Below are 26,384 nucleotides of genomic sequence, written 5' to 3'. Positions count from 1 at the left end.
GAATTAGGGCATATAGGAGTAACCACATGAACAGATTTATCAAAAAGGGAATGGTATCGCTACTCATCCTCGTAATGCTCGGGCTGAACGTGCAGGTACCGCTCGCTCATGCAGCCATGGTCCCAACAGAACAGATGATTACGCAGCAGCAGATGGATCAGGAACGTGAAAAGGTCGTTGCGTTCCTTAATCGCGCCGAGGTACAGCAGGAGTTGCAGCAACAGGGCGTCTCATCCGAAGCGGCTAAGATGCGCGTAGCCCAACTCAGTGATGCAGAGGTTCAGATGCTGGCCGGAAAGATTGATGCGCTGCCTGCCGGTGGTTTGATCGGCGAAGTCATCGGTGCCGCCGTGTTCATCTTTCTAGTACTGCTGATTACCGATGTGCTCGGACTTACCGACGTCTACCCGTTTGTACATCATCATGGTCACTAAAATAGTGGCAAATGCCCGCCTACTGGCGGGCATTTGCCTTATCACCCTGCTTTTCAGCGGCTGCGCAGCCAAACAGAGTGCTGCACTGATGCACGAGAAACCAGCAGGTATAAGCACTTCAGCCAGCGTGAGTGATGTCCCGTTTTTTCCGCAGCTGGACTACCAGTGTGGCCCGGCATCCCTTGCCATGGCCCTCTCTCACGCTGGAACCAGCGTTTCGCCTGATGAACTGAGAGGCAAACTGTTTATCCCCGGTAAGCAGGGAAGCCTGCAGGTGGAGATGATGGCATTACCGCGAGGATACGGACAACTGGCCTATCTACTGGCACCACACCTGAGCGACATTCTGCGTGAGATCGAGGCCGGACATCCGGTAATCGTATTCCAGAACCTCGGCCTGAGTCTTGCGCCGCAGTGGCACTATGCTGTCGTAACAGGTTTCGATCTTGCAGAGGAGAGTATCACCCTTCACTCCGGCGACACCCCGGACTACCGGATACCCCTCTCCACATTTGAGCACACATGGGTAAGAGCCGGTTCCTGGGCCATGGTCGTACAACCTGCGGGCAGCTTTCCGGCAGGTGCAGAAGAGAGCTCCTACCTGCGCGCAGCTGTAAATCTCGAACAGGCAGGCTTCACTGAAGCAGCGCTTAAATCCTATGAAGCCGCAGTAACCCGGTGGCCGGAAAGTCTTTCGGCATGGATGGGTTTAGGTAATATCCGCTATGCACTGGCTGATCTGAATGGTGCTGCCGAGGCCTTTGTTCGTGCTGCCGAAGCACACACCAGTGCTGCAGAGCCGCTTAATAACCTGGCCCAGGTTCAAATGGAACAGGGGCATTTCGATGAAGCCATGCAGGCAGTCGAGCAGGCTGTCCGGCTCGATGGCAACAGCGCGCTTTACCAGCAGACCCGACAGGAAGTGATGCGGACACGGGCAGCTATCGAAAAGAAGAGCTGAAAGAGGCAAGCTGCTTCACCGGTAACAACCAGTGTCGACAGCTCCGTAGCAACAAAGATAGTGTGCCCCTATCAACTCTTCAAACCGAGGCTGAAACATGAATATATTAAATCTGATTCTTGCCATTATTCTGCCACCAATCGGGGCCTTCCTTCAGGTTGGAGCTAGCAAGCATTTCTTCATCAATATCGTACTGACCCTGCTTGGCTTCCTGCCTGGTGTCCTGCACGCTGTCTGGCTCGTCGCCACAAACCAGAAGGGGTAATCATTTCGACCTTTGGCCTTCGGGGCTCCACAGCATGAGCGATTCAAGCCATAGGCTGAGATCTGTCCTGCTGTTGCTTCTGCTCAGCGCACTTTTTTACGGCGCTTCCTTCGTGAAGCTTCCGGGCGTTGACCGGCTTGCCGATGACTATTTCAGTGAATCAATCAAAGCGGCCTCCATCGCTTATGCCACCACCCGTGGCGTGAATGCTGTGGTCTCCGTGGCTAAGGAGTCGCACCTGGAGCTCGCCCCTGCAGGGGTCGGCGTGACCATAGCCGCAGGGCAGATTCTAGATCCGATTGATGACATGACCGAGCGACTCTCTTCGATACTGGTGGCAGCCATCGCCTCAATCGGCATCCAGAAACTCGGCTTTGAGATCGGTGAAGCGGTCTCATTCAAAGCCATTGCCGTTATACTATTGCTGGCCATTCCGCTGATCTGGCTGAATTCCCCGACGCTCACCACCCTGCTTCACCCGGCCATCAAACTCTGCCTGATTCTGCTGCTGTTGCGCTTCATGCTACCCACTTCTGCACTGATCAGCGATTCGCTTTACAGCAACTGGTTGCAGCCAGGCATTGAAGACTCCGTAGAGAAACTCACGATCGTTTCGAACAGCTATGATGCAATGAGCAATATGACCTCGGAAGAGAACGAAGGTTTTTTCTCCTCCATGACAGCGGGTGCGACCAACAAAGTGGCGAAAACAAGAGCAGCATTTCTGAACATGGTAGAGAACGCCGAAAATATCATCAGCTCACTACTGAACCTGATGACCGCCTATCTGGCCATTTTCGTTGTGCAGGTTCTGCTGCTACCCCTTGCCATGCTATGGCTGCTTGTCGCACTGTTTAAAAGCAGGACGCTGGATGTGTTCACGACATCCCTGACCGGCAGGCTTACAGCCGCTTAAGAATTAACTTCCCACCCAGTACTATTAACAGTCAGGATTGCAGACTAGAAAAGCATTTGTTTTACAGTCATCGCGAGGAAGCATGAAAAAAGTATTTAAATTGACCCACCCGAAAAAGAAATATGCCAGACTGGTGGATTCAGTAAGGCGTGATGTCAAAAAATACATCCAGAGGGAACGCAGGAGAGAGCTGCCGGAAGGTGCCGATTTCTGGGATTTCGACTGCAAGTTCGGCCCTACTGCTGAAACTGCCGAGAATGTTCACATGGCTGAGATCGGCAAACAGATTGATGCCGCCGAAGCACAGCAGCTGGAATCGTTCTACATAGAGATCTTGGCCAGGCCAGCCCTCAGAATGATTAATCCCTACGCAGCGCAGAAAGACGAAAACCAGGACCCCGAATCCTGATTTCTGTCAGATAAATAAACCTCGTAACGGATAGTGCCCTGACATGCCATTTGATTTAGCAGTTATTGATCTCGACAACACATTGTACGCCGCCGATTCGGGGGTGTTTGCGCGCATGGACAAGCGCATGACTGCATTTGTCGCCAAAGAGTTGGATGTGGACCCAGAAGAGGCCGACCGGTTGCGGGTGAAATACTGGAAAGAGTACGGCACCACCCTGCGCGGCATGATGCTGCACCACGGCATGGAGGCTGAGGCCTTTCTGCACGATGTTCACGATATTGATGCCCATGAAATACTCAAACCCGATGATGAACTGGATGCTGCGCTGTCCAGACTGACTGGACGCAAGGTGATCCACACCAACGGCATCCGTGAACATGCAGAGCGCATTCTGGCAGCCCTTGGTATCGCCCACCACTTCGATGCGATCTATGATATCCGCTTTAACAATTATATTCCCAAGCCAAACAAAGAGACGCTATCCATGCTGATTAAAGCTGAAGGCTGCACGCCGGAGCGAACGCTGGTGGTTGATGATATGGCGGACAACCTCAAGGTCGCCCGCGAGCTGGGCTGTAAAACCGTCTGGATTACCCATGAAGATGAGGGTTACTGGGACTATCATATCCCCCGCTTCCATCAACTTCCGGAAGCACTGAAGCGATAAAAAAGGCCGGGGTTTAACCCGGCCTTTTTTTATTACTACTACGAATTATTTCTACTGATTCATTCGACTGAAGAACTCAGCATTGCTCTTGGTTGTGCCGAGTTTATCCAGCAGGAACTCCATCGCATCAATTGACCCCATAGGGGAGAGGATCTTGCGCAGAATCCAAACCTTCTGAAGATCTTCGCGAGGTGTAAGAAGCTCCTCTTTACGGGTGCCTGATGGTGCAATATCAATCGATGGGAAAATGCGCTTATCGGTCAATTTACGTTCCAGCTTGATCTCCATGTTGCCGGTGCCTTTGAACTCCTCAAAGATCACCTCATCCATCTTGGAGCCGGTCTCAACCAGGGCAGTGGCAATAATGGTCAGGGAACCGCCACCCTCAATATTTCGGGCAGCGCCAAAGAAACGTTTTGGCCTGTGCAGTGCATTGGCATCCACACCACCGGTAAGAATCTTACCTGAGGAGGGAACCACCGTGTTATAAGCACGCGCCAGACGGGTAATAGAATCGAGCAGGATCACCACATCCTTGCCTGTTTCAACCAGACGTTTGGCCTTCTCAATGACCATCTCGGAAACCTGAACATGACGCTGAGCCGGCTCATCGAAGGTGGAGGATACAACCTCACCCTTCACCGAGCGCTTCATATCGGTCACCTCTTCAGGACGCTCATCAATCAGCAGGACGATCAGTTCAACTTCCGGATGATTAGCGGCAATAGAGTGAGCAATCGACTGCATCATCACTGTTTTACCGGTACGTGGCGGTGCTACCAGCAGGGCGCGCTGCCCTTTACCGATCGGAGATACTATATCGATAATACGACCGGTAATATCCTTGTTCGTCGGATCCTCGATCTCCATATGAAGGCGTTCATCCGGGTAAAGAGGGGTAAGGTTATCAAAGAGAACCTTGGTTCGTGCCTGCTCAGGCGACTGACCATTGGTGGTATCGACTGTTTTCAGGGCAAAATATTTCTCGCCACGGCGAGGGGAACGAATTTCACCGGCTACGGTATCACCCTTTCGCAGGAAATAGCGGCGAATCTGATGGGTTGAAACATACACATCGTCCGGACCCGAAAGGTAGTTGGCATCAGGGGAGCGTAGGAAACCGAATCCGTCCGGCAGGATCTCCAGAACACCCTCACTGTAGATGGTTCCACTACGCAGACCATGAGCGCGCAGAATCGCAGAAACCTGCTCCTGTTTGCGCATGCCAGCGGCGTTATCAATATCATACTGATCGGCCAGCTCCAGCAGCTCAGTTGGTGATTTGGCCGAAATCTCTTTCAGATTCAGCGTGACTCCTTCCATCTCATCGGAAATCTTCTCTTCAGAATCATCCCGGCGAGCACGTTTAGGGTTGCGATCAGGCTTGTTGCCGCGTTCGGGTTTATTACCGCGATCGGGCCTATTACTATTATTGCGATCAGGGCCGTTGTTGCGCTCGGGTTTATTGCGCCAGCGGCTGCGCTTACCCTGCTCCTGGTTATCTGCCGCGTTCATCTCTTCGTTGTTACTGGATGGCTCTTGCTCAATCTTAGCCTCAACGTTGGCTGGCTTAGTCTCCGCCTTCACTTCAACCTCTTCGGCCTTCACTTCACCCTTGCTCGGCCGGCCACGGCGACGTGGTTTCTCTTCAGCACCTGACTCTGCCTCAGCAGGGGCAGCTTCTGCTTTGGCTGTCTTAGGTTCGACTTTAGCAGGTGTCACTTCAGCCTTGGTTCGCTTAGCCTTAGGTTTTACAGGCTTGGATTCAGTAGCTTTCGTCTCAGCAGCATCATCAACCACAACTTTACGCGGCCGGCCTCGACGGCGCGGTGCCTCTTCAGAAGGTTTTACCTCAGAAGTCTTCACTTCCTGCGGTGCTTCGATTTCGTTAGACATTGAATTCTCCAAATGGAAAGACGGGTCGTGTAGATAAAGCCTGATGCGTCTTCATTGAATTACTAAGATTGGTGACAAATAATTTCGGATAACCAGAGTACTTGCGGATAACCGGAACGCCGGAGAGAACCGGCAACGGATGCATTGTTGTTGTGCGTGCTCCCCATGTCAACCCTGAGAACCTACCTCATCGCCACGGCCAACAACAGCCCTATTCAACAGAAATAGGGCTAATTCTCTCTATAATCTGCCGATGAATTGTATTCACCTGCTCCTGAAGCTCCTGCAGGGAGCCGTTATTCTCTATGAGATAGGTCGCCTTGGATCTGCGCAGATCATCACTGCATTGGCGGGCCACAATCGCACGAAAGCTCTTTTCATCACGATCACCGCGAGCGAGCACCCGCTTCAGACGACGCTCCTCGTTCGCCAGCACTGCAATCACCGCATCCATACGGCCTGCACCACCGGATTCAAGGAGCACCGAGGCCTCGATAACCACATAGGGTGCCTGCTGCGACTGCAGCCACTGCTCCTCAGCTTGCCAGATCATCGGGTGCATGATGGCATTTAATTTGGCCGTTTCATCGGCATCACTAAAGCAGTGGGTAGCCAGCGCTGCGCGATTCAGTGAATCATCACTATTGAGGAATGAATCACCAAAGACTTCGACAAGTTTTATCAGCCCAGACGAACCGGGAGAAACGATCTCATGCCCCTTCTTGTCAAGATCAAGCACTGGAACAGCCTGTTGTTCAAACATGGAGGCCACTGCACTTTTTCCACTCCCAATGCCGCCGGTAAGTCCTATTCGAAGCGGAGCATTCACCCGCTCACTCCGAGCAGGCCCGTATACCAGTTAAGAATATCACTGCCTGTGACAAACCAGATCATGCCCGCCAGCGCCAGGTAAGGACCAAAGGGGATCTCCGCCCGGATACCACGCCGTGAAAGCAGCAGGAAGATCGTGCCGATTACAACACCGGTTACCGATGAGGTTAGAATAATAAACGGCAGTGCCTGCCAACCCATAAAAGCCCCCAGCATAGCCAGAAGCTTGAAATCTCCGTACCCCATCCCTTCTCGACCGGTGATCAACAGGAACAGTCGTGCCACCAGCCAGAAGATCCAGTAACCCGCGATTGCACCGATCAGCGCATCCTGCCAGTAACCAAACCACCATGAGAATGCCAACCCCAGCGCAATGCCGGGGAAGGTCAGGGCATTAGGCAGCAGGCCTGTTTCAAGGTCGATCAGCGTCAGTATCCAGAGCAGGAAAAAAAGTACGATTGCGACCAACAGTATCGGGCTGGGCCCATAGAACCATGTCAGGCCAGCAAAGCTCAGACCCATGACCACTTCCAGAAACGGATAACGCCATGATATCGGGGCAGAGCAGTGCCGGCAGCGCCCTTTCAGCAATAGCCATGAGATGAGCGGGATATTATCACTTATGGCAATCGGATGATGGCAGGCAGGGCAATGACTGGCCGGAAAGGCTATCGACTCCCGGCGCGGAATCCTGTGTACACATACATTGGCAAAGCTGCCGAAGAGAAGTCCCAGCAAACCTGCTGCAAGAATGAACAGACTCACTCATCCTCCCCGGCGACGCCCAGCTTTTTCAGTCGATAGCGTAACGAGCGGAAACTGACACCCAGCTCCTCCGCGGCACGCGTGATATTACCTCCGGTTTTAGCTAGGGCTTCATCAATCAGTTGCCGCTCGATTTTCTCCAGCCAGCTGTCCAGATCCTGCTCCTGCTTCTGCAGGTGAGACAGCGACACCTCGGGCTCCGGTTGCGACACGGAATAGAGTTCATTGAGCAGGGCAAGATCAAGATCTCCACCCTCAGATAGGGCCAGCATCCGTTGCAACAGGTTTTCCAGTTCACGCACATTGCCCATAAAAGGAAGCTCAGACAGGCGCGCCAGACAGTCATCATTCAGTCTGGCTCGCCCATCATTCCACTGCTGGACAAGCGCCTTTGCCAGCTCAGGAATATCCTCCCGCCGCTGGCGAAGCGGCGGCATATGCACCGGCACTACATTCAAACGGAAGAAAAGATCCTCTCGGAATGTGCCTTTGCGCACCTCAGCTTCCAGATCCCGGTTCGTAGCTGCAATGATACGCACATCGACATCATGTTCCCTGTCATCACCAACACGGCGGATGCGCCGCTCCTGAAGGGCACGCAGCAGCTTGACCTGAACGGCAATAGGCATCTCGCCAATCTCGTCCAAGAATAGCGTTCCGCCATTCGCAGATTCAATCAGACCTGCTCGATTGTAATCAGCACCGGTAAACGCCCCCTTACGGTGGCCGAACAGCTCCGATTCAAACAGCCCCTCGGGAATAGCACCACAATGAACTGGCACGAACGGTCCTTTGGCGCGGTTTGATGCGGCGTGCACAGATATGGCGGCAAGCTCCTTGCCTGTCCCTGACTCCCCGCTGATGAGTACCGTGAAATCTGATTGCGCTGCGCGTTGAAGGCGGGATCGCACCCGCCTCATTGGCTCAGACTCTCCGATCAGCATCTCATTTTTCGCGGCGGAATCTTCACCAGCATGATCGCCGTGAGCCGCATCAGCCGTGGCACTATCCGCAAGCGCCCGCTCTACAGCAGCAGCTAGCTCCTCTGCTGATACCGGCTTGGTCAGGTAATCAAATGCACCCTCTTTCATCGCTGCCACAGCAGTTTCAGCACTGGCATAGGCGGTAAGAAGAAGGATTCTGGCGCCGGGTTGCAGGTTTTTCCCTGCACGAATTACATCCAATCCTGCATCGCGCCCATCCATGCGCAGGTCGGTCAGCACGACATCAAAATCGTAGGCGCGCATCAGCTTTTCCGCCTCTGCCGCTGATTCACAGCCCCTGACCTGATGCCCCTGCATGTTCAGCCCCAGAGACAAAATCTGTCTGGCATTCGCTTCATCTTCAACGAGCAGAATATCAGCCATGATTTCCCTCCACTGTTTCTCGCGTTCTATCTTCACTGCTTTCCGTATTGATTGCACCGGTCACTGTAAAGCAGGTGGATGCCTCTTTACTCATCAGGTCGACTTGCCAGCCGTTGGCACGGCAAACCTGCTGAACAGTCGCCAGCCCAAGTCCGACTCCTCGGGAACGACCGCTGACAAACGGTTCAAATATCCTGTTTTTCAAATCATCCGGAACCTGGCCCGGATTACAGACCGAAAAACTCCATGTTTCACCGACTGCATGCATCTCTATCCGAACCTCACCATCGCCACTCCTGTTAGCCAATGCGTTGGAAAGCAGGTTATCCAGCACCAGTCGAAAGTGGTCGGGATCCAGCTGCAATCGGCTCACATCGCACTCCCAGTGTACATGGCCTGCCCCGCTCATCTCAAACTGGGCAACTGCGGATATGATCAGTTCAGGAACCGCAACAGGAACCGGAGAAGGGTTCAATGGCTTCGCGTAATCCAGCATCGTTGAGGCTAACCTGTTCAGACGCATCATCTCATCGTGCATGATATGTTTGATGCTCACATCCCGACTAGCATCAACACCGACAAACTCCAGCCCCTGCGTCATGGTCTGAATCGGATTGCGAATCTCATGCGCCAGCATGGCCGCCATTTGACCAAGTGCAGCCATTTTCTCCTGCTGGATGAGCTCCCGCTCCAGCTTCCTGACCTCACTGATATCAACCAGTGTTAATAACCAGGTCGCATCATGCCCCGCCGACAGACGTGTCACCCGCACCAGCAACATCTTACCCTCATGCTCGTAATCACACTGAAATGAGACTGATTGCGGCTGCTCAAGGTATCTCTTCAATGCAGGACTGGAGAGCAGCACCTCCAACTGCAGTGAACCGAGAAGTTTGCCAGCCGCATCATTCATATCGGAAAGTTGCAGGCTCTCATCCAGTACAACCATGCCCTCATGCATCGACTGCATCACCCGATCGTAGAGATCCTTGAGCTGGCGATGTTTGCGAACCATACGGTCGCTGCTAGCACTCAGCGTAGCATGCCGGTTTGAAATATATGCCATCACGCCGCCTACCAGCAGCAGGGCGGATACCTGCAGCAGGGCGTTGAGTGCCTGCTGAAAATCAAGCGGTGCATGATAAGCTATCCATTCATCCCCGTATGCCGCCGCCAGATACCCGAAACAGGCAATGATCGCCACCAGCTGCGGCAGCATCCGCATGGCATGCAGGCCCGAGGCAACAATGATCAGCCCCGAAAGAAATGAGAATGGACTGGCTACGCCACCGGTTGCAAAGATCAGCAGCCCTGCAATCAATGCATCGCCACCATAGCCAATCAGGTACTGGTTACGCAGGCTTACCTCGCTGTAGGAAAGAATGAACTCAAGCACCAGCAGGGAAAGAAACAGCAGCCCAGCCAGAATCAGCAGCGGCTGAAAACCTCCGGCAGCATTATAAAACCAGGTCGCGATAATCAGGGATATGACACCGCCAGCCATCGCTCTGTAGTAGATTATTGACATCTGCTGCTTAATGACCGGCTTTCATGCGCAGAAAGCTCTGTAAGAATGGGTTGATTGTGCCAATGTTGGTTTGGAAGATCAGACGATCGAAGCCATCTGGAAGATCGGCAGATACATAGAGATCACCAGTCCACCAATCACCACACCGAGAAAGGCCATAATCAGAGGCTCCATCAGCTGCTGCATATTATCCACCGCGACATCGACCTCCTCCTCATAAAAATCGGCGATCTTGGAGAGCATCTCTTCAAGGCTTCCTGTCTGTTCCCCGATCGAAATCATCTGCGTCACCATGACTGGAAATATTCCACTCTCTTCAAGTGGCGCGCTAAGCGTCTGGCCCTGCGCGATTGAAACCTTGGATGAGAGAATCACCTCTTCAATCACCACATTACCTGCAGTCTCGGCCACCGTATCCAGCGCCTCGAGAATCGGCACACCCGCTGCCGCCAGCGTCGAGAATGTGCGGCAGAAACGGGCTACGGATGCTTTACGCAGCACCTCGCCCATAACAGGCAGCGCCAATAACAGTTTATCGAGCTGGTAGCGTCCCTTGGGCGTTTTATAGATCGACTTGATGGCAAACACCAGCGCGATCGGCGCACCGACCACTAAGTACCAGTACTCGACAAAGAGATCCGAAACCATCATCGTAATTTGGGTCGGCGCAGGAAGGTCGGCCCCGAAGTCGGCAAACATCTCACCGAATATCGGAATCACAAAGATCATCAGAATCGCTGTCACAATAAAGGAGACCGCCAGAATAGCTGCAGGATAAACCATCGCCGATTTGATTTTTCGCTTCAGGCTGAGCGCCTTTTCCTTGTAGGTGCAGAGCCTGAGCAGGATCGAGTCGAGAATGCCGCCCTGCTCGCCCGCCTCGACCAGCGCACAGGTCAACCTGTCGAACTCCTTGGGGAATTTGCGCATCGTTTCACCCAGCGGGTTGCCGCTCTCAAGGCTCTGGCGCACATCTTTAAGCAATTTGTTCAATGCTTTTTTCTCCGATCCCCTCTCTGCCATCTCAAAACACTGCACCAGCGGCAGTCCGGCATTAATCATGGTTGAGAGCTGGCGAAAGAAAACGGAGATATCCTTTTCATCAACCTTTTCCGGGAAGAGATGAATCTCGATCGGCTTTTTCTTAACCTTGGTTTCGGTCAATCCCTGGCGGCGAAGGGTGGCCAATACGATTTCACGATTCTTCGCCTCCATTTCTCCGCTCTGGGGGCCGCCCTGCCTATTTTTTCCCTGCCAAACAAATATTGCCATCAGCCTGCCACCGTCACTCTGAGGCACTCTTCCAGGGTTATCTCACCAGCCTTCACTTTCTCCAGAGCCTCCATGCGCAACGTCTTTACGCCCATGCGCACTGCGATTTCGTTAATCCTGTCTGAATTTTCACCTGTATATACCGCCTCGCGAATTTCATCAAAAACGGGCATGACCTGATAGATGCCGGTCCGCCCCTTATAGCCTGTACCACTGCAGGTAGGGCAGCCTGTTCCATGCATTGGACGATAGGATGCAACTTCACCCTCGGGAACACCCGCCTCCAGCAAGGCTGAAGCTGGAATTTCCATCTCCGTTTTACAATCAGCACAAATGCGACGGGCCAGACGCTGGGCGGAGACCAGATTCACGGCAGAGCCCACCAGAAATGACTCAACCCCCATATTGACCAGGCGTGTCATCGTGGATGGAGCATCGTTGGTATGCAGCGTAGCCAGCACCAGATGGCCTGTCAGTGCAGCCTTGATACCGATGGCGGCTGTGTCGTAATCGCGGATCTCACCGATAAGGATAATATCGGGATCCTGACGCAAGAATGAACGCAGGGAGGCAGGGAAGTCGAGGCCGATATCGGGCTTCACATTAACCTGATTGATACCCATAAAGTTAAACTCTACAGGATCCTCAGCCGTGCAGATATTCACGCCTGGCTGGTTCAACTCGGCAACAGCTGAATAGAGGCTCACGGTTTTACCCGAACCTGTCGGCCCGGTCACAAGTACCATGCCGTAGGGGCGGCTGATAGTCTCCTTCAGCCAGCCCAGTGCCTGTGGCGAATAACCCAGCTTGGTCATATCCAGTTGCAGACTGGATGGATCGAGCAAGCGCAACACCACCTTCTCACCAAACAGGGTCGGTAACACCGAGACACGAAAATCCACCGTTTTAGCCCGCGAAAGCCTCAACTTGATGCGCCCATCCTGTGGAATGCGGCGCTCTGAAATATCGAGTCGAGCAAGAATTTTTAGACGTGAAATCATCGCATCGCGCATGTTCATACGCGGACGCATAATCTCATGCAGCACCCCGTCAATGCGGTAACGCACACGCAGCACCTTCTCATAGGGTTCCAGATGAATATCGGATGCACCACGCTTGATTGCATCAAGCAGTATCAGGTTAATCAGCCGGACAACGGGTGCTGCCTCAGTCTTGGCGGAGAGTGAGAGCTCATCGACGTCCTCTTCAATCTCCTCAACAACATGAACATCCATCGCCCCGAGATCGGCCATCACATCCTGCAGGTGCGACTCGGTTCCGCTCAAGGCATCGAGCTTTTTAATCAGGTCGCTTTCAGCTGCAATCACAAGGTCAATCTGTTTGCCGCTGATAAAGGCGATCTCATCCAGGGCATTGATATCGTAGGGGTCGGCAACAGCCAGCTTAAGCATGTTTCCTTCCTGCCGGAGTGGCAGGATCACATTCTTTCGCAGGATATCAAAAGGAACCTTGGAGGCCTCAGGATCTACCTCAACCTTGTCCAGATCGACCACGGGACAGCCGAACGAACGGGCAACAAAAGCAACCAGCTGCTCTTCGGTAAAGATATCCTGCTTCACCAGCTGCGAAGTAAGCGTATCGCCATTGAGTTTAGACTCACGCACAACCTGATCAAGTTGCTCACGCGTAATGCGCTGCTGCCGTAGCAGAATATCTCCCAAACGAGATCGACTCATCAGTTAGCCTGCCAACCCGGCAGCTTCACGGGAGTTCTGCCAAGATGTTTCTCGATACTGCTCAACGCGCTGATGCAATTCGGGCGAGTGCACCCGTGCCACCATGCAAAAGACTCCGCTCCCTGTGCGATCAGCATAGGCAGTCCGTCGACAGCACTCCTTGACCCTTCCGCTGCCCGGCAAAAGGCCGTATCACCATCGGGCTTGTAAACAGCATCAATAGCCGCTCCTGCTCCAGAGAGTGCAAATGGAAATTGTTGCTCAGGTGCCAGACCAATCGTCGTGGTATTCACCAACAGAACAGCATCTGCACAGGCAGCTGTGACACTCTTCTGCTCCCAACTAACGGGCTCACAAACAAGTTGTGGATAATTGGTGTGGGCGAATTCAACAAAGCCAGCCAATCGTTCAGAATTGCGATTGCAGATATAAACGGTATCGAGACCAAGTGCAGCCAGCGCATGCAGCACAGCGCGTGCAGTGCCACCGGCTCCGAACAACAGCGCCCTCTTCCCCCGCACAGGGGTCTCAAGCCCTTCAACCACCGCTTTGAATCCACGCCAGTCTGTATTGGTCGCGTCCCATCCATTCACTCCACGGCGAACAGTGTTTACCGCACCAATTAGCCGGGCATCATCATCCGCCGACACCCGCTGAAACACCGATTCCTTATGTGGAACAGTCACATTAAATCCTTCGACACCAAGAGCAAACAACCCCTCCAGGGCCTGATTAAGCAGATCAGGTGCCACTGCAAAGGGGAGATAGGCCGCATTGATCTGAAGCTGCTCCAGGAAAGATGCCTGAAAAACAGGTGAAAGTGAGTGTTTCACTGGCCAGCCAATGATGCCGTAAAGCTTTGTCGATCCGTTGATTTCCATGCTCCGTCAGCTTAGAAACAGTGAAGGAAAGTGTCAAAGGGAACCTTTCTTCTGGTGAATACTACAGTGATTTAGCATGCTTCGGGATTATGACAGCTATCGACCCACAGAGCACCGCGCCCAGCCCGTCGTTTATCACGCTGCCAAACACACCCCCCCCTTACCCATCTCTGCTCGATTTTTTTGACCACCGATTCCCCCATGTGGGACGCGAGGTCTGGCTGCACCGACTGCAGAGCGGAAAAATCAGCAACGAGAAGGGGAAAATCATTAACGAAAGCACACCTTACCGGGTCAATGCACGGCTAAGCTATTTCCGCGAAGTGACGCATGAACATCCGATTCCGTTCCGAGAGTCTGTACTGTTTTGCAATAACAACTTCCTGATAGCTGACAAGCCGCACTTCCTGCCGGTCACCCCGGGAGGATCATACGTCAACGAATGCCTGCTTCACCGCCTCAAGCGAAGCACCGGTCTTGAACACCTGGTTCCTGTGCACAGACTGGATCGTGAAACAGCAGGTCTCGTTCTCTTTACCGTCGGGGAGAAGCATCGCGCCCCCTATTTCGATCTTTTCCGACATGGAGGCATCAAGAAGTTTTACGAGGCTATTGCGACCATTCCGGATCAGCCGGAACAGGGGAAATGGCTGGTCGAAAGTCGCATTGAACGCGGCGAGCCATGGGTGCGATTCAGGAATGTGGAGGGTGAGATCAACGCCCGTTCACACATCCACCTGCTTGAAACACGTGATGGGCTTGCACGTTTTAAGCTGGAACCGATCACCGGTAAAACCCACCAACTGCGCCTGCACCTTGGGCTCATCGGCTCTATTATCGTAGGTGATCGCCTCTACCCCGACTTCCAGCCACCTTCTGACCCACCCAGCTACGACAATCCACTGCAACTGCTTGCCAGGAAGCTTGCCTTCACCGACCCGTTAACAGGAGAGGATTTCCTTTTCAAAAGTAAATTCAACCTTCAATGGTAAACAAAGAGAGCACCATAAAGGTCAGATTATCGCGCAACAGGCAGCTTATTTATCCCGCTCTCTTTCAATCATAACACGTACCATACTGCTGAGCTCCGGCACCTCTATTGGCTTGTTCAATAGAACGCTGTGCTCCGGCATCTCCTGCGCAGCCAGCGCATGATCCCGATCATATCCAGTCATCATAATTACCGGCAGCGTTGCACTCTTGTCGCGCAGCCATGACACAAATTCCAGACCACCCATCTTTGGCATCACCATGTCGACCAAGGCCAGCCCGATCTCCGCCGCATGTCTCAGGTACACCGCCTGAGCATGCACTCCATTTTCTGCTACAAACACCCGATAGCCCAGATTCTCCAGAACCTCGGCATTCACTTCACGCACCAGCACTTCGTCATCAATCAGTAAAATTCCTTCACCGCCCCCCTTTTCAGCCTCCAGCTTGCCGGCTTTTTCAGGTAATGATTCACCGTCTCCCTCAAGAGGAAGATAGAGGTGCACCGAGGTTCCAGCATCCGGCTCCGAGAATATCTCAACTGCGCCGTGATGGGTTTTGATTGCCCCATGCACCATCGAAAGACCCAGCCCTGAACCTTTACCTGCCTCTTTGGTGGTAAAAAAGGGTTCAAACACCTTATCTAGATCATTATCCTCAATACCACAACCATTATCGCGCACATAGAGCAACGCCATCTGATCGGCCTTGATTTCCTCATGTATCTGATAAAAGCGACTGTCCGGTTCAAAACGTTTCAGTCCGACAACAATCTCAGGATCATTCACCCCCTCCAGTGCATGAGAGGCATTGGTAATCAGGTTAAGCAGAACCTGCTGCAACTGGGTCACATCACCTGTCGAAATCAGATCTTTATCAGAGATTTGTAATTTCATTTCAATACTTTCAGGAATGGACGGTCGGGCCAGCTTGAATATCTCCTTAAGAAATGGTGCCAATGACAAGGGACGCATCGCCACAGTCCCCTTGCGCGCAAAGGTCAAGAGCTGCCCTATCATATCGGCCGCCCTCTGGCTGACCGTTTCAATGCGATCCAGCCGCTCGACCATCGCTGGATTATCTTTCGCTGAACTCTTAGCCAGATAAACGTTGCCGAGCAGCGCTGCCAGCATGTTATTGAAATCATGGGCAATGCCCCCAACCAGCGTACCGATTGCCTCCATTTTCTGTGCCTGCTGGAAACGCGCTTCAAGCTCTTCGTATTCGCTCATATCCATCTGCATGGCCACATAGTGAGTGATCTCGCCATGATCATCGGTAATCGGAGCAACTGTCATCATCGCACTGTACACAGAACCATCTTTACGGCGATCCACCAACGGCCCCTGCCATACCTTACCACTGGAGATGGTGCTCCAGAACGCACGGTAGAAAGCATCATCCTGCTCACCACTTTTCAAAATGGCGGGGGTTTTCCCGACGGCATCCTCTGCGCTAAAACCTGTCAGGCGGGTAAAAGCGGGGTTGATGTATTCGATAACGCCATCCGCAGCGGTAATCACAATAGATTCGCCGGCATACTCAACTGCCCTTGAAAGCTTGCGCAGCTCATCCTCTACCCGTCGGCGCTCAGTAATATCCTGATCCACCCCGCGATAACCCAAAAGTTCGCCCTGCCCACCCAGAATCGGAACACCGCTGGTGAGCATGCAAACACTCTGGCCATCCTTGGTCAGGAGCCAGTTTTCAAGGTCAACAATTGCCTGCTTGTTAGCCGCAACATCCTGAAATATGCGACCTACGCGGCTCGCTTCATCCTTGCTCATCAGATCGAGTGGCGTTTTGCCAAGTACTTCATCTGGCTCGTAACCAAGCAGCTCCTTCACCTTGCCGGAAACAAAGGTGTAGACCCCGTCGCTATTCACCTCCCATATCCAGTCAGCCATGCTCATCGAGATATCACGGAAGCGCTCCTCACTCTGCTTCAGCTCCTGCTCGGCCTGTATGCGCTCGGTTAAATCACGAACCACACTGAACTGCACCCGCTCCCCCTGAAAATCGACAATACGGCAATTGACCTCCACAGGCATTGTCGTTCCGTCCTTGTGGAGATGCCCGACCTCAAAACGGGCCCTGCCATATTTTTTGAGCTTCTCCATTCGCACGGGAACAGTGGCTTCATGTTTCGGGGAGTTGAGATCGGAGGCATACATGTTGAGCATCTCATCTTTTGTATAACCGAGCCGCTGGTGAGCCACGGGATTCACATCAATGAACTGCCCCTTTGCGTTCGAAATGAAGATGGCATCATCAACCGACTCAAAAAGAAGACGAAACTTCTCTTCAGACTTGCTTAACTCCTCTTCATGCAGGCCACTTTCGATCCGCAGGCGAATATTCTGTATTGTATTATCATGGATTTTTCGAGCTACAGAAACCATAACGACCAGGTAGAGGGAGATCATCACACCCATACCTAATGCGATCTCACCATCAAGTCGGAAAAACTGAACAGCCAGAGGAACAAGAGGCAACAGAAGGTAGGCCAGCCCGGGTAGCCAGAAGGTGGAAAGCACCACGGTTGCGCCCGCTGTCATGCCTGCAACAACGAAAGCCAGCAGTGCCTGATAGGTTACAGAATCCGACTGAAAAAGCAGGAGTACGGCTGCTGACCAGCCCATGGCGCCAAGGTAAGCAGCAATGGAGAATCGTCTGGCCCAGTAGGAAACACCTCGGGAGCCATCACCTCTTTTTTTGAACCGCCAGCCGTCAAATCCACGCCATACACTGATGGTGAAAATATATAACCACCAACCGACAAGTATAGCTTGGTCAGCAACAGACCAGAGAAGGGCGACCAGAATAGAGCTGTTAATGATATTTCCGGCAAGCGAACTAGCCATGCTCCCGTAGGCAATCCTCACCCGCTCGGAGAGTAGCATCTCCTGAGAATCAGCAGTGCTACGGTCAAGTTTCATGTCTGCATTCACGGCTTCATGCCACCCATAGAAATCATCCTGATCACTCTCTTGCTTAAATCACATGTTCATTATGCAAGGTTATATATCTATTCCGTGAAAATGAAACATATTTCGCTGCCTCTTCCGATTCGCTAGCCTGATGCCAGGGAAGCAGGAGTGAAGACATGAGTGAATTTGAGGAGAGCACAGAAGCGATGTTGAGTCAGTTGCAGGCACGGGTGCTTGGTAGCCTGATGGAAAAACAGATGACCACGCCCGATTACTATCCGCTCACCCTCAATGCGCTCGTTGCCGCCTGCAACCAGAAGTCGAGCCGCAACCCGGTGATGAACCTGACTCCACAGCAGGTTGCCAGTGTGATCAGCGAACTCCGCCATGAAGGGCTGGTCACCGCCAACACCCTCGCCCGTGCTGACCGTTTTGAGCAGTTTCTTGCGCGCAAGTTGCACCTCTCAGCGAAAGAGCGTGCCATTATCTGCGTGATGTTATTGCGTGGCTCGCACACCTTGAATGAGATCAAGGTAAATACCAGTCGCATGGTCGAGTTCGCTGATAATGATGAGATTCAAAAGATACTTCAGGATTTAACCGACAGGGATGAACCGCTGGTAATCCAGATCCCCAGAGCCCACGGCCAGCGCGAGGATCGCTACAGCCACCTGCTCTGCGGCACCCCGGACATTAAAACCCAACCTGTAAGAACTGCCGCTCCAGCAGCACCATCACTTTCAGGTGAAACCCTCGAGCGTATTGCCCGCCTTGAAGAGAGCGTAGTTCAGCTGCAAAAAGAGGTCAGGGAGCTAAAAGAGGGAAAAACATCCGCCTTTCTATAAAACCCGATGACCCAATAGAAAGAAAGGGCGGCTCAATGAACCGCCCTTTCCTATAGTTACTGTGGCCACAACCCAATCTAGAAGATGAATCATAATACCAGCTTCGTTATAAGTTATTCAACCGTCACCGACTTGGCGAGATTGCGTGGCTGATCAACATCGGTACCTTTGAGCAGGGCAACATGATAGGCCAATAGCTGCAGCGGAATGCTGTAGACGATTGGCGCAGTACCCGGGTAGATATCCGCCAATGTCAGGCTCTGGTATCGATCGAGACCGATATTGACCTTATGGTCAGAAAACAGGAAAAGCTCTCCACCACGGGCACGAACCTCCTGAAGATTTGAGAGCACCTTCTCGAGCAGTGGATCATCAGGCAGTGCACAGACCACAGGCATGGTTTCATCTACCAGCGCCAAGGGGCCGTGTTTCAACTCGCCAGCAGGATAAGCCTCGGCATGAATGTAGGAGATCTCCTTGAGCTTGAGAGCACCTTCCATAGCCACCGGGTAGAAGGCACCACGACCAAGAAACAGCGCATTGTGCTTGTCCGAAAAGTCCTCAGCCATGATCTGAATCTTATCAGCCAGTTCCAGCACGACCTCAACCTGACGCGGAAGCGAATGAAGCTCGTTGACCATCGTCTCTTCTTCTTCGGGGGTTAGCCCCTTTCGCCGTGCGAGAGCGATCATCAACAGACGCAGTGCCACCAGCTGAGTGGTAAACGCTTTAGTGGAAGCAACACCGATCTCAGTACCGGCACGGGTCATGAAGCAGACATCCGACTCGCGTACCAGGGAGCTTTCAGGAACATTGCAGACGGTAAGACTGCCAATGTACCCCTTTGAACAACTGTCACGCAGGGCCGCAAGCGTATCGGCCGTTTCACCTGACTGGGAGATTGTGATTAGCAGGGAACCTTCGGGAACAACCACCTTACGGTAGCGATACTCGCTCGCCACCTCGACACTGCAGCCAACACCGACCTCTTCAAGCCAGTATTTCGCAACAAGTCCTGCGTGATAGCTGGTGCCACAAGCGACAATCTGTACATGCTTGGTCTTGTCCAACAGTGCTGTTGTCTCATGGCCAAAACTTGCCTCGAGCAGACGCCCCTTGTGAATGCGCCCCTCCAGCGTTTCCGATATCACGCCCGGCTGCTCATAGATCTCCTTGAGCATATAATGCGCATATGGCCCTTTATCGATATTGGCATTGGAGAGCGCAGACTCTTTGATCTCACGCGTAACCTCTTCACCAGCTGCATTATAGATGGTGACTCCATCACGCCGAACTTCGGCAACATCACCCTCTTCAAGAAAGATAAACCTGCGCGTGACCGACAGCAGGGCCATAACGTCGGATGCTATGAAGTTCTCACCTTCACCCAGCCCGATCACCAGTGGGCTGCCTTCACGTGTCACTACAATACGATCGTGATCTTCTGGACTGGATGCTGCGAGTGCATAGGCGCCTTCCAACTCTGCAGCCACATCAACAACAGCTGCAAGTAGGCTTTTACCCGCCTCCAACTTATCAGCCATCAAGTGAGCAATCACCTCAGTGTCCGTTTCGGAGGTGAAAACGTACCCGTGACCTGTAAGACGATCACGCAACTCATTGTGGTTTTCAATAATACCGTTATGGACCACAGCCACCTTGACGCCGCTCATATGTGGGTGAGCATTGCGTTCTGCAGGAGCACCATGTGTTGCCCAACGGGTGTGAGCAATGCCGAGATCACCTGTGACATCTGATTGATCAACTAGCTCTTTAAGAACAGCAACCTTGCCGAGTGCCCTGAATCTCTTCAGCCCCCCTTTCGCATCCCTGACGGCCACACCGGCAGAGTCATAACCGCGATACTCCAACCTCTGCAGCCCCTCCAAGAGGATGGGAAGGACATTTCTGTCAGCTATCGCACCAACTATGCCGCACATCAGCCGTTGTCCTTCTGCGGTCGTTTCCAGCCAGAAATATAACGCTCAGCATTGCGCTCAGAGAGCGTCAGGCCACCCTCAGTAACGTTACGGGTGATTGTGCTGCCCGCACCAATGGTGGAATCACTGCCGACTTTCACCGGTGCCACCAGTTGCGTATCAGAGCCAACAAACACATTGTCGCCGATTTCAGTAACAAACTTATTAGCGCCATCGTAGTTGCAGGTAATCGTGCCCGCCCCGATATTACATGAGCTGCCAATTACAGCGTCGCCGATATAGGAGAGGTGATTAATCTTGCTTCCCCGTCCAACAACTGACTTTTTAACCTCTACGAAATTGCCTATATGTACTTCCTCATCCAGTTGTGCACCAGGACGAAGACGGGCGTATGGACCAACAAGCGTATCGGAACCAACACTTGCACCATGGATATGGCTGAACGCATAAACATTCACCCGATCATCAAGCCATGCATTTACCAGCACTGCATTGGGGCCAACACGACACTCATCACCGACATTGGTGGTGCCGATGAGATAGCAGCCAGCCTGAATGACCGTATCAATTCCAATCTTAACCCCGGCCTCAATTCGTACAGTGTCCGGCTTTTCAATAGTAACGCCTCTGCGCTGCCAGTCCTGAATAATATGCTTCTGCATGAGACCTTCGACATGAGCGAGATCTACACGGTCATTCACCCCAACCATCTCATCAGAGTCGTTCATTGCGACTGCTGCAACAGACTGGCCTGCCTTTAGTGCCAGCGGCACGATATCGGGAAGGTAATACTCCTCCTGGGCATTCCGGTTTTCAATAAGATGCAGCAGGTCAAACAGAACCTCATGCCGTACACAGTAGATACCACTGCTGACCTCACCAATCAGACGCTGTTCATCGGTAGCATCCTTCTGCTCTACAATGCTGGTAACATTCCCTGACTCATCACGAACAATTCTGCCGTAACCGAATGGATTCACTGGTTTGGCAGTTAACACTGTGACATCTGTCCCTGCACGCCTGTGTTCATCAACCAGGTGAGCCAATGTATCAACAGTTAGTAGAGGTGTATCACCACAAACAATCAGAACATCACGAACATCACGAATCACCCTTTCACACTGCTGAACAGCATGGCCGGTCCCCAGCTGTTTATCCTGAATTACCCAATCAAGGTTGGCTGGTTGCCCTACATGCTCGCGAACCATCTCAGAGGCGTGGCCAGTCACCAGAGCAATGGATTTCGGCCGCAGGGCTTCTACTGTATGAAGAACATGATCAATCATAGCCCTGCCAAGCACCTTGTGCAGAACCTTGGGGAGATTGGAACACATCCGTTTGCCTTTGCCTGCAGCTAATACACAAACCTGCAAATCCGGATAATGGAGTTTGCTCATAGATTTCCTCCGATGGAATAGTGGGCGTTAAGATAGAACAGCAGCTATTATAGATCAAAATAATTGGAATGCAGTGACTTTGACAAAAAAAGGGCCGCACAGAGTGCAGCCCTTTTAAACCAAACGATTCTATTATTACCTTTTCTTCTTTCTCAGCCAGATCAGACGCGCAGTCATCATGGAGAGTTCAGCTTCAGCTGCAGCATAATCGATATCCTCATGTTTCGAATCAAGGACCTCTTTAGCTTTGCGTTCTGCTTCAATAGCAGAGGCTTCATCAATATCAGCAGCACGCTCTGCAGAGTCAGAGAGAATAGTAATCATATCAGGCTGCACTTCCATGTAGCCGCCTGAAACGAACACCTCATCAACAGTTTCGCCATTGGTAATGCGGAGTTCACCGGTGGTCAGTGCACTGAGCAGAGGGGTATGCTTCGGCATAATACCGAGTTCACCAGCCGCACCAGGTGCAACCAGGAACTCAGCTTCGCCGCGATAAACCTCGCGTTCAGCAGTAGCGACCAGCACTTGCATGGTAGAAGCCATTAGCCTTTAGCCGCCATCTTCTCAGCTTTAGCAACAGCCTCTTCGATGCCACCAACCATGTAGAAAGCCTGCTCTGGAAGGTGATCATACTCACCAGCCAGGATGCCCTTGAAGCCTTTGATAGCCTCATCTTTCTTGGCGTATACACCTGGAGAACCAGTAAATACTTCAGCAACATGGAATGGCTGAGAGAGGAAACGCTGAATCTTACGTGCGCGGTTAACTGCCATCTTATCTTCGTCTGAAAGCTCATCCATACCCAGAATCGCGATGATGTCCTGAAGCTCTTTATAACGCTGCAGGGTCTTCTGAACGCCCTGGGCCACGTCATAGTGTTCGATACCAATAATCTTAGGATCAAGCTGACGGGAAGTAGAGTCAAGTGGATCAACAGCAGGGTAGATACCGAGCTCAGCGATCTGACGGGACAGTACGATTGTAGAGTCCAGATGCGCAAAGGTGGTAGCAGGTGCCGGATCGGTCAAGTCATCCGCAGGTACGTAAACGGCCTGAACAGATGTGATAGAACCAGTCTTGGTAGAAGCAATACGCTCCTGCAGACGACCCATCTCTTCAGCCAGGTTAGGCTGATAACCCACAGCAGACGGCATACGACCGAGCAGTGCAGAAACCTCAACACCAGCCAGTGAGTAACGGTAGATGTTGTCGATGAAGATCAGTACGTCGAGACCCTGGTCACGGAAGTACTCAGCCATAGTCAGGCCAGTCAGTGCAACGCGAAGACGGTTACCTGGAGGCTCATTCATCTGACCATAAACAAGTGCAACCTTGTCAAGAACGTTGGACTCTTTCATCTCGTAGTAGAAGTCGTTTCCTTCACGAGTACGCTCACCAACACCTGCGAATACGGAGAAACCACCGTGTGCTTTCGCGATGTTATTGATCAGCTCCATCATGTTAACGGTCTTACCAACGCCGGCACCGCCGAACAGGCCAACCTTACCGCCCTTGGCGATAGGAGCCATCAGGTCAATTACCTTAATGCCGGTTTCAAGAATTTCCTGAGCCGGGGAGAGTTCTTCAAATGTAGGAGCAGCGCGATGGATTTCCCAGCGATCTTCGGAATTAACCTCTTCGCCTTCAAAGTCGATGCCTTCGCCGAGCACGTTCATGATACGACCGAGAGTTGCCTTACCAACAGGAACCTTAATCGCTGCGCCGGTGTCATCTGCAGTCATGCCGCGTTTAAGGCCATCTGTAGTTCCCAGAGCAATGGTACGTACGGTGTTATCACCGAGATGCTGCTGAACTTCCAGTGTCAGTTTTGGATCTGACATCTTCAGAGCGTTATAAATTTTTGGTAGCTCACCAGCGTTAAAGCGGATGTCCACTACCGGACCGATCACCTGGACAATAGTTCCTGTACTCATTTTCTGACCTCTCCTAAAAATCTAAACTGTTAACCAGCCGCAGCCGCACCAGCACAAATCTCTGCCAGTTCCTGCGTAATGGCGGCCTGACGGGCCTTGTTGTATGTGATTTTAAGATCACTAACAATGTCTTTTGAATTATCTGTTGCAGCTTTCATTGCCACCATTCGTGCAGACTGTTCACATGCTTTGTTTTCCAGTACTGCGTGATAAACCAGAGATTCTACGTAGCGACGCAGAACGCCCTCGAGAACATCTTTAGCCTCAGGTTCATAAAGGTAGTCCCAGTAACCTGTTGATTCTGATTCCGGCACAGGGCACGGCATCAGACGCATTGTAATCGGGCTCTGAGTCATTGTGTTAACGAACTCACTGAATACCAGATGAACCTCATCAAGCTCACCAGAGATATACTTATCCATAGCAAGTGTAACTACACCAAGAATGTCCGAGAGTTCAGGCGTATCTGAAATGTTTTCAGCAACACCATTAATCTTGACGCCAATACGCTTCATAAACAGGCCAGCGCGTTTACCGATAGTAAACACCTCAACCTCAGCTTCCTGCGCCTTCATCAGGCCAAGGGCAGCTTTCAATGCGTTGGTATTAAGACCGCCACAGAGACCCTTATCGGTAGTGACAACAATGACACCAACCTTCTTGATCTGTTCACGTTCGACAAGAAATGGATGCTGGTATTCAGCATGCGCGTGCATCATGTTACCAACAACACGCTTGATGCCTTCAGCGTAAGAACGAGCAGCAACTACGCGATCCTGTGCCTTGCGCATCTTGGATGCGGCAACCATCTCCATAGCCTTGGTGATTTTACCAGTGTTCTGGATTGCACCAATCTGAGTCCGAATTTCCTTAGCTGAAGCCACAGTCGTCTCCTATCAGTATGTGCCGGTTGACTTAAAGTCAGCGACAGCTTTCTGTAGTCCCTCTTCAACCTGTTCATTCAGTGCAGGTGTCTCATTCAGTCCTTCGACCAGAGATGTGCACTGAGAGTTCAAGTGAGCCAGGTATGCTTTCTGGAATGCAACAACCTTGGTTACTTCAACATCGTCCAGATCGCCATTGTTAAGCGCATACAATACTGCAGTCATTTCTGCTACGGATTGTGGGTTATTTTCATCCTGCTTGAGGATCTCCATGCCACGCTTACCACGTTCGATCTGCATACGTGTAGCTTCGTCAAGATCAGATGCGAACTGAGCGAATGCAGCCAGCTCACGATACTGAGCCAGATCCAGACGCAGACCGCCACCAACCTTCTTCATCGCCTTAGTCTGAGCAGCACCACCAACACGTGATACAGAGAGACCTGCGTTGATCGCCGGACGCTGACCCGCATTAAACAGGCTGGTTTCAAGGAAGATCTGACCGTCAGTAATAGAGATTACGTTGGTAGGAATGAATGCGGACACATCGCCTTCCTGAGTTTCGATGATTGGCAGTGCAGTCAACGAACCAGTCTTGCCAGTCACTTCACCGTTGGTGAATTTCTCAACGTATGTTGCATCAACACGGGATGCACGCTCCAACAGACGAGAGTGCAGGTAGAATACATCACCAGGATATGCTTCACGACCTGGAGGACGACGAAGAATCAGTGAAACCTGACGGTACGCCCAAGCTTGCTTGGTCAGATCATCATATACGATCAGTGCATCTTCACCGCGATCACGGAAGTACTCGCCCATGGTGCAGCCAGAGTAAGGAGCAATAAACTGAAGTGCAGCAGACTCGGAAGCCGATGCTGCAACAATGATGGTATTATCTAGAGCGCCATGCTCTTTAAGAGTACGAACAACCGAAGCTACTGTAGAGGCTTTCTGGCCAATTGCTACGTACACACATGTAACACCAGCGTCTTTCTGATTGATGATGGTGTCAATTGCGATAGCAGTCTTACCAGTCTGGCGGTCACCAATGATCAGCTCACGCTGGCCGCGACCTACAGGAACCATGGAGTCAATTGCTTTGATACCGGTCTGGAGCGGCTGATCCACAGATTTACGTTCGATAACGCCAGGTGCGATCTTCTCAACGGCATCATAGCCAGTTGGATTGATCGGGCCTTTACCGTCAATAGGCTGGCCAAGTGCGTTAACAACGCGACCCTTCAGCTCAGGACCAACCGGAACCTCAAAGATCTTACCAGTACATTTGACTTCGTCGCCTTCACCAAGGGTAGTGAACTCACCGAAGATCACAGCACCGACGCTAGCCTCTTCAAGGTTGAGTACCATGCCCATGATTCCACCCGGGAATTCCAGCATTTCACCAGCCATGGCTCCGGAGAGACCATGAATCAGTGCAACACCATCACCAACGGAGATAATCTGACCAACATTGGCATCAGCAGCGGCTGCTTCAAAACCTTTGATCTGTTCTTTAATAATCGAACTAATTTCTGCGGTATCGAGCTTCATACGTATATTCCTCTA

Annotated in this window: 23 protein-coding genes; 8 read left to right on the top strand and 15 right to left on the bottom strand. The window is 52.1% G+C overall.

Annotated features, from left to right (window positions below):
* Window positions 1-26: 26 nt before the first annotated feature.
* The 6 genes from Ga0123461_RS02385 to Ga0123461_RS02360 all read left to right on the top strand — a co-directional run bounded on the left by Ga0123461_RS02385 (window position 27) and on the right by Ga0123461_RS02360 (window position 3,655).
* Entirely contained in the window at window positions 27-434 is a 408-nt protein-coding gene (locus tag Ga0123461_RS02385; protein WP_100276871.1) for a PA2779 family protein, read from the top strand.
* Entirely contained in the window at window positions 424-1,395 is a 972-nt protein-coding gene (locus tag Ga0123461_RS02380; RefSeq protein WP_232710302.1) for a PA2778 family cysteine peptidase, read from the top strand. The genes Ga0123461_RS02385 and Ga0123461_RS02380 overlap by 11 nt, the downstream gene beginning before the upstream one ends.
* A 97-nt stretch (window positions 1,396-1,492) precedes the next feature.
* A complete protein-coding gene (locus Ga0123461_RS02375) occupies window positions 1,493-1,660 on the top strand; it encodes a YqaE/Pmp3 family membrane protein (protein WP_100276870.1) in 168 nt (55 codons plus the stop codon).
* Between the two features lie 34 nt (window positions 1,661-1,694).
* Window positions 1,695-2,576: a hypothetical protein gene (locus tag Ga0123461_RS02370; RefSeq protein WP_100276869.1), complete on the top strand. Its 882-nt coding sequence runs from the start codon at window positions 1,695-1,697 to the stop codon at window positions 2,574-2,576.
* A gap of 82 nt (window positions 2,577-2,658) precedes the next feature.
* On the top strand, window positions 2,659-2,985 hold the full coding sequence (locus Ga0123461_RS02365; RefSeq protein WP_100276868.1) for a DUF6172 family protein: 327 nt from the start codon (window positions 2,659-2,661) through the stop codon (window positions 2,983-2,985).
* Window positions 2,986-3,028: 43 nt separating this feature from the next.
* Entirely contained in the window at window positions 3,029-3,655 is a 627-nt protein-coding gene (locus Ga0123461_RS02360; RefSeq protein WP_100276867.1) for a pyrimidine 5'-nucleotidase, read from the top strand.
* Window positions 3,656-3,706: 51 nt separating this feature from the next.
* On the opposite strand, the gene rho is transcribed toward Ga0123461_RS02360, so the two are convergent.
* The 8 genes from rho to Ga0123461_RS02320 all read right to left on the bottom strand — a co-directional run bounded on the left by rho (window position 3,707) and on the right by Ga0123461_RS02320 (window position 13,892).
* Entirely contained in the window at window positions 3,707-4,978 is a 1,272-nt protein-coding gene (gene rho, locus Ga0123461_RS02355; protein WP_232710412.1) for a transcription termination factor Rho, read from the bottom strand.
* Between the two features lie 784 nt (window positions 4,979-5,762).
* Window positions 5,763-6,380, bottom strand: coding sequence for a dephospho-CoA kinase (gene coaE, locus Ga0123461_RS02350; RefSeq protein WP_100276865.1), 618 nt, complete (start codon window positions 6,378-6,380; stop codon window positions 5,763-5,765).
* Window positions 6,377-7,147 carry a prepilin peptidase gene (locus tag Ga0123461_RS02345; protein WP_100276864.1) on the bottom strand — a complete coding sequence of 257 codons (771 nt, stop codon included), beginning with the start codon at window positions 7,145-7,147 and terminating at the stop codon, window positions 6,377-6,379. The genes coaE and Ga0123461_RS02345 overlap by 4 nt, the downstream gene beginning before the upstream one ends.
* Window positions 7,144-8,514 carry a sigma-54-dependent transcriptional regulator gene (locus Ga0123461_RS02340; RefSeq protein WP_100276863.1) on the bottom strand — a complete coding sequence of 457 codons (1,371 nt, stop codon included), beginning with the start codon at window positions 8,512-8,514 and terminating at the stop codon, window positions 7,144-7,146. The genes Ga0123461_RS02345 and Ga0123461_RS02340 overlap by 4 nt, the downstream gene beginning before the upstream one ends.
* A complete protein-coding gene (locus Ga0123461_RS02335) occupies window positions 8,507-10,042 on the bottom strand; it encodes a sensor histidine kinase (RefSeq protein WP_100276862.1) in 1,536 nt (511 codons plus the stop codon). The genes Ga0123461_RS02340 and Ga0123461_RS02335 overlap by 8 nt, the downstream gene beginning before the upstream one ends.
* Window positions 10,043-10,120: 78 nt before the next feature.
* Window positions 10,121-11,314: a type II secretion system F family protein gene (locus Ga0123461_RS02330; protein WP_100278638.1), complete on the bottom strand. Its 1,194-nt coding sequence runs from the start codon at window positions 11,312-11,314 to the stop codon at window positions 10,121-10,123.
* Window positions 11,314-13,011 carry a type IV-A pilus assembly ATPase PilB gene (gene pilB, locus Ga0123461_RS02325; protein ID WP_100276861.1) on the bottom strand — a complete coding sequence of 566 codons (1,698 nt, stop codon included), beginning with the start codon at window positions 13,009-13,011 and terminating at the stop codon, window positions 11,314-11,316. The genes Ga0123461_RS02330 and pilB overlap by 1 nt, the downstream gene beginning before the upstream one ends.
* Window positions 13,011-13,892: a shikimate dehydrogenase family protein gene (locus Ga0123461_RS02320; protein ID WP_100276860.1), complete on the bottom strand. Its 882-nt coding sequence runs from the start codon at window positions 13,890-13,892 to the stop codon at window positions 13,011-13,013. Before Ga0123461_RS02320 ends, pilB begins: the two co-directional genes overlap by 1 nt.
* A gap of 89 nt (window positions 13,893-13,981) precedes the next feature.
* Here Ga0123461_RS02320 and Ga0123461_RS02315 point away from each other — a divergent pair, with 89 nt between their 5' ends.
* Entirely contained in the window at window positions 13,982-14,884 is a 903-nt protein-coding gene (locus Ga0123461_RS02315; RefSeq protein WP_100276859.1) for a pseudouridine synthase, read from the top strand.
* A 45-nt stretch (window positions 14,885-14,929) separates the two neighbouring features.
* On the opposite strand, the gene Ga0123461_RS02310 is transcribed toward Ga0123461_RS02315, so the two are convergent.
* Window positions 14,930-17,821 carry a hybrid sensor histidine kinase/response regulator gene (locus Ga0123461_RS02310; protein WP_100276858.1) on the bottom strand — a complete coding sequence of 964 codons (2,892 nt, stop codon included), beginning with the start codon at window positions 17,819-17,821 and terminating at the stop codon, window positions 14,930-14,932.
* Between the two features lie 167 nt (window positions 17,822-17,988).
* Here Ga0123461_RS02310 and Ga0123461_RS02305 point away from each other — a divergent pair, with 167 nt between their 5' ends.
* Window positions 17,989-18,657, top strand: coding sequence for a YceH family protein (locus Ga0123461_RS02305; protein WP_232710300.1), 669 nt, complete (start codon window positions 17,989-17,991; stop codon window positions 18,655-18,657).
* A 113-nt stretch (window positions 18,658-18,770) separates the two neighbouring features.
* On the opposite strand, the gene glmS is transcribed toward Ga0123461_RS02305, so the two are convergent.
* The 6 genes from glmS to atpA form a co-directional block, all read right to left on the bottom strand.
* Window positions 18,771-20,597, bottom strand: coding sequence for a glutamine--fructose-6-phosphate transaminase (isomerizing) (gene glmS, locus Ga0123461_RS02300; protein WP_100276857.1), 1,827 nt, complete (start codon window positions 20,595-20,597; stop codon window positions 18,771-18,773).
* Window positions 20,597-21,994 carry a bifunctional UDP-N-acetylglucosamine diphosphorylase/glucosamine-1-phosphate N-acetyltransferase GlmU gene (gene glmU, locus Ga0123461_RS02295; protein WP_100276856.1) on the bottom strand — a complete coding sequence of 466 codons (1,398 nt, stop codon included), beginning with the start codon at window positions 21,992-21,994 and terminating at the stop codon, window positions 20,597-20,599. Before glmU ends, glmS begins: the two co-directional genes overlap by 1 nt.
* Window positions 21,995-22,129: 135 nt before the next feature.
* On the bottom strand, window positions 22,130-22,540 hold the full coding sequence (locus Ga0123461_RS02290; RefSeq protein ID WP_100276855.1) for a F0F1 ATP synthase subunit epsilon: 411 nt from the start codon (window positions 22,538-22,540) through the stop codon (window positions 22,130-22,132).
* Window positions 22,540-23,931, bottom strand: coding sequence for a F0F1 ATP synthase subunit beta (gene atpD, locus Ga0123461_RS02285; RefSeq protein WP_100276854.1), 1,392 nt, complete (start codon window positions 23,929-23,931; stop codon window positions 22,540-22,542). Before atpD ends, Ga0123461_RS02290 begins: the two co-directional genes overlap by 1 nt.
* A gap of 29 nt (window positions 23,932-23,960) precedes the next feature.
* Window positions 23,961-24,815 carry a F0F1 ATP synthase subunit gamma gene (gene atpG / locus Ga0123461_RS02280; RefSeq protein ID WP_100276853.1) on the bottom strand — a complete coding sequence of 285 codons (855 nt, stop codon included), beginning with the start codon at window positions 24,813-24,815 and terminating at the stop codon, window positions 23,961-23,963.
* Window positions 24,816-24,827: 12 nt separating this feature from the next.
* Complete coding sequence (gene atpA, locus Ga0123461_RS02275; protein ID WP_100276852.1) at window positions 24,828-26,369, bottom strand: F0F1 ATP synthase subunit alpha; 1,542 nt, start codon at window positions 26,367-26,369, stop codon at window positions 24,828-24,830.
* Window positions 26,370-26,384 lie beyond the last annotated feature (15 nt).

The organism is Mariprofundus aestuarium (assembly GCF_002795805.1).
In the GTDB taxonomy this organism is placed as follows: domain Bacteria; phylum Pseudomonadota; class Zetaproteobacteria; order Mariprofundales; family Mariprofundaceae; genus Mariprofundus; species Mariprofundus aestuarium.
This window is presented reverse-complemented; position numbering and strand designations above follow the sequence as displayed.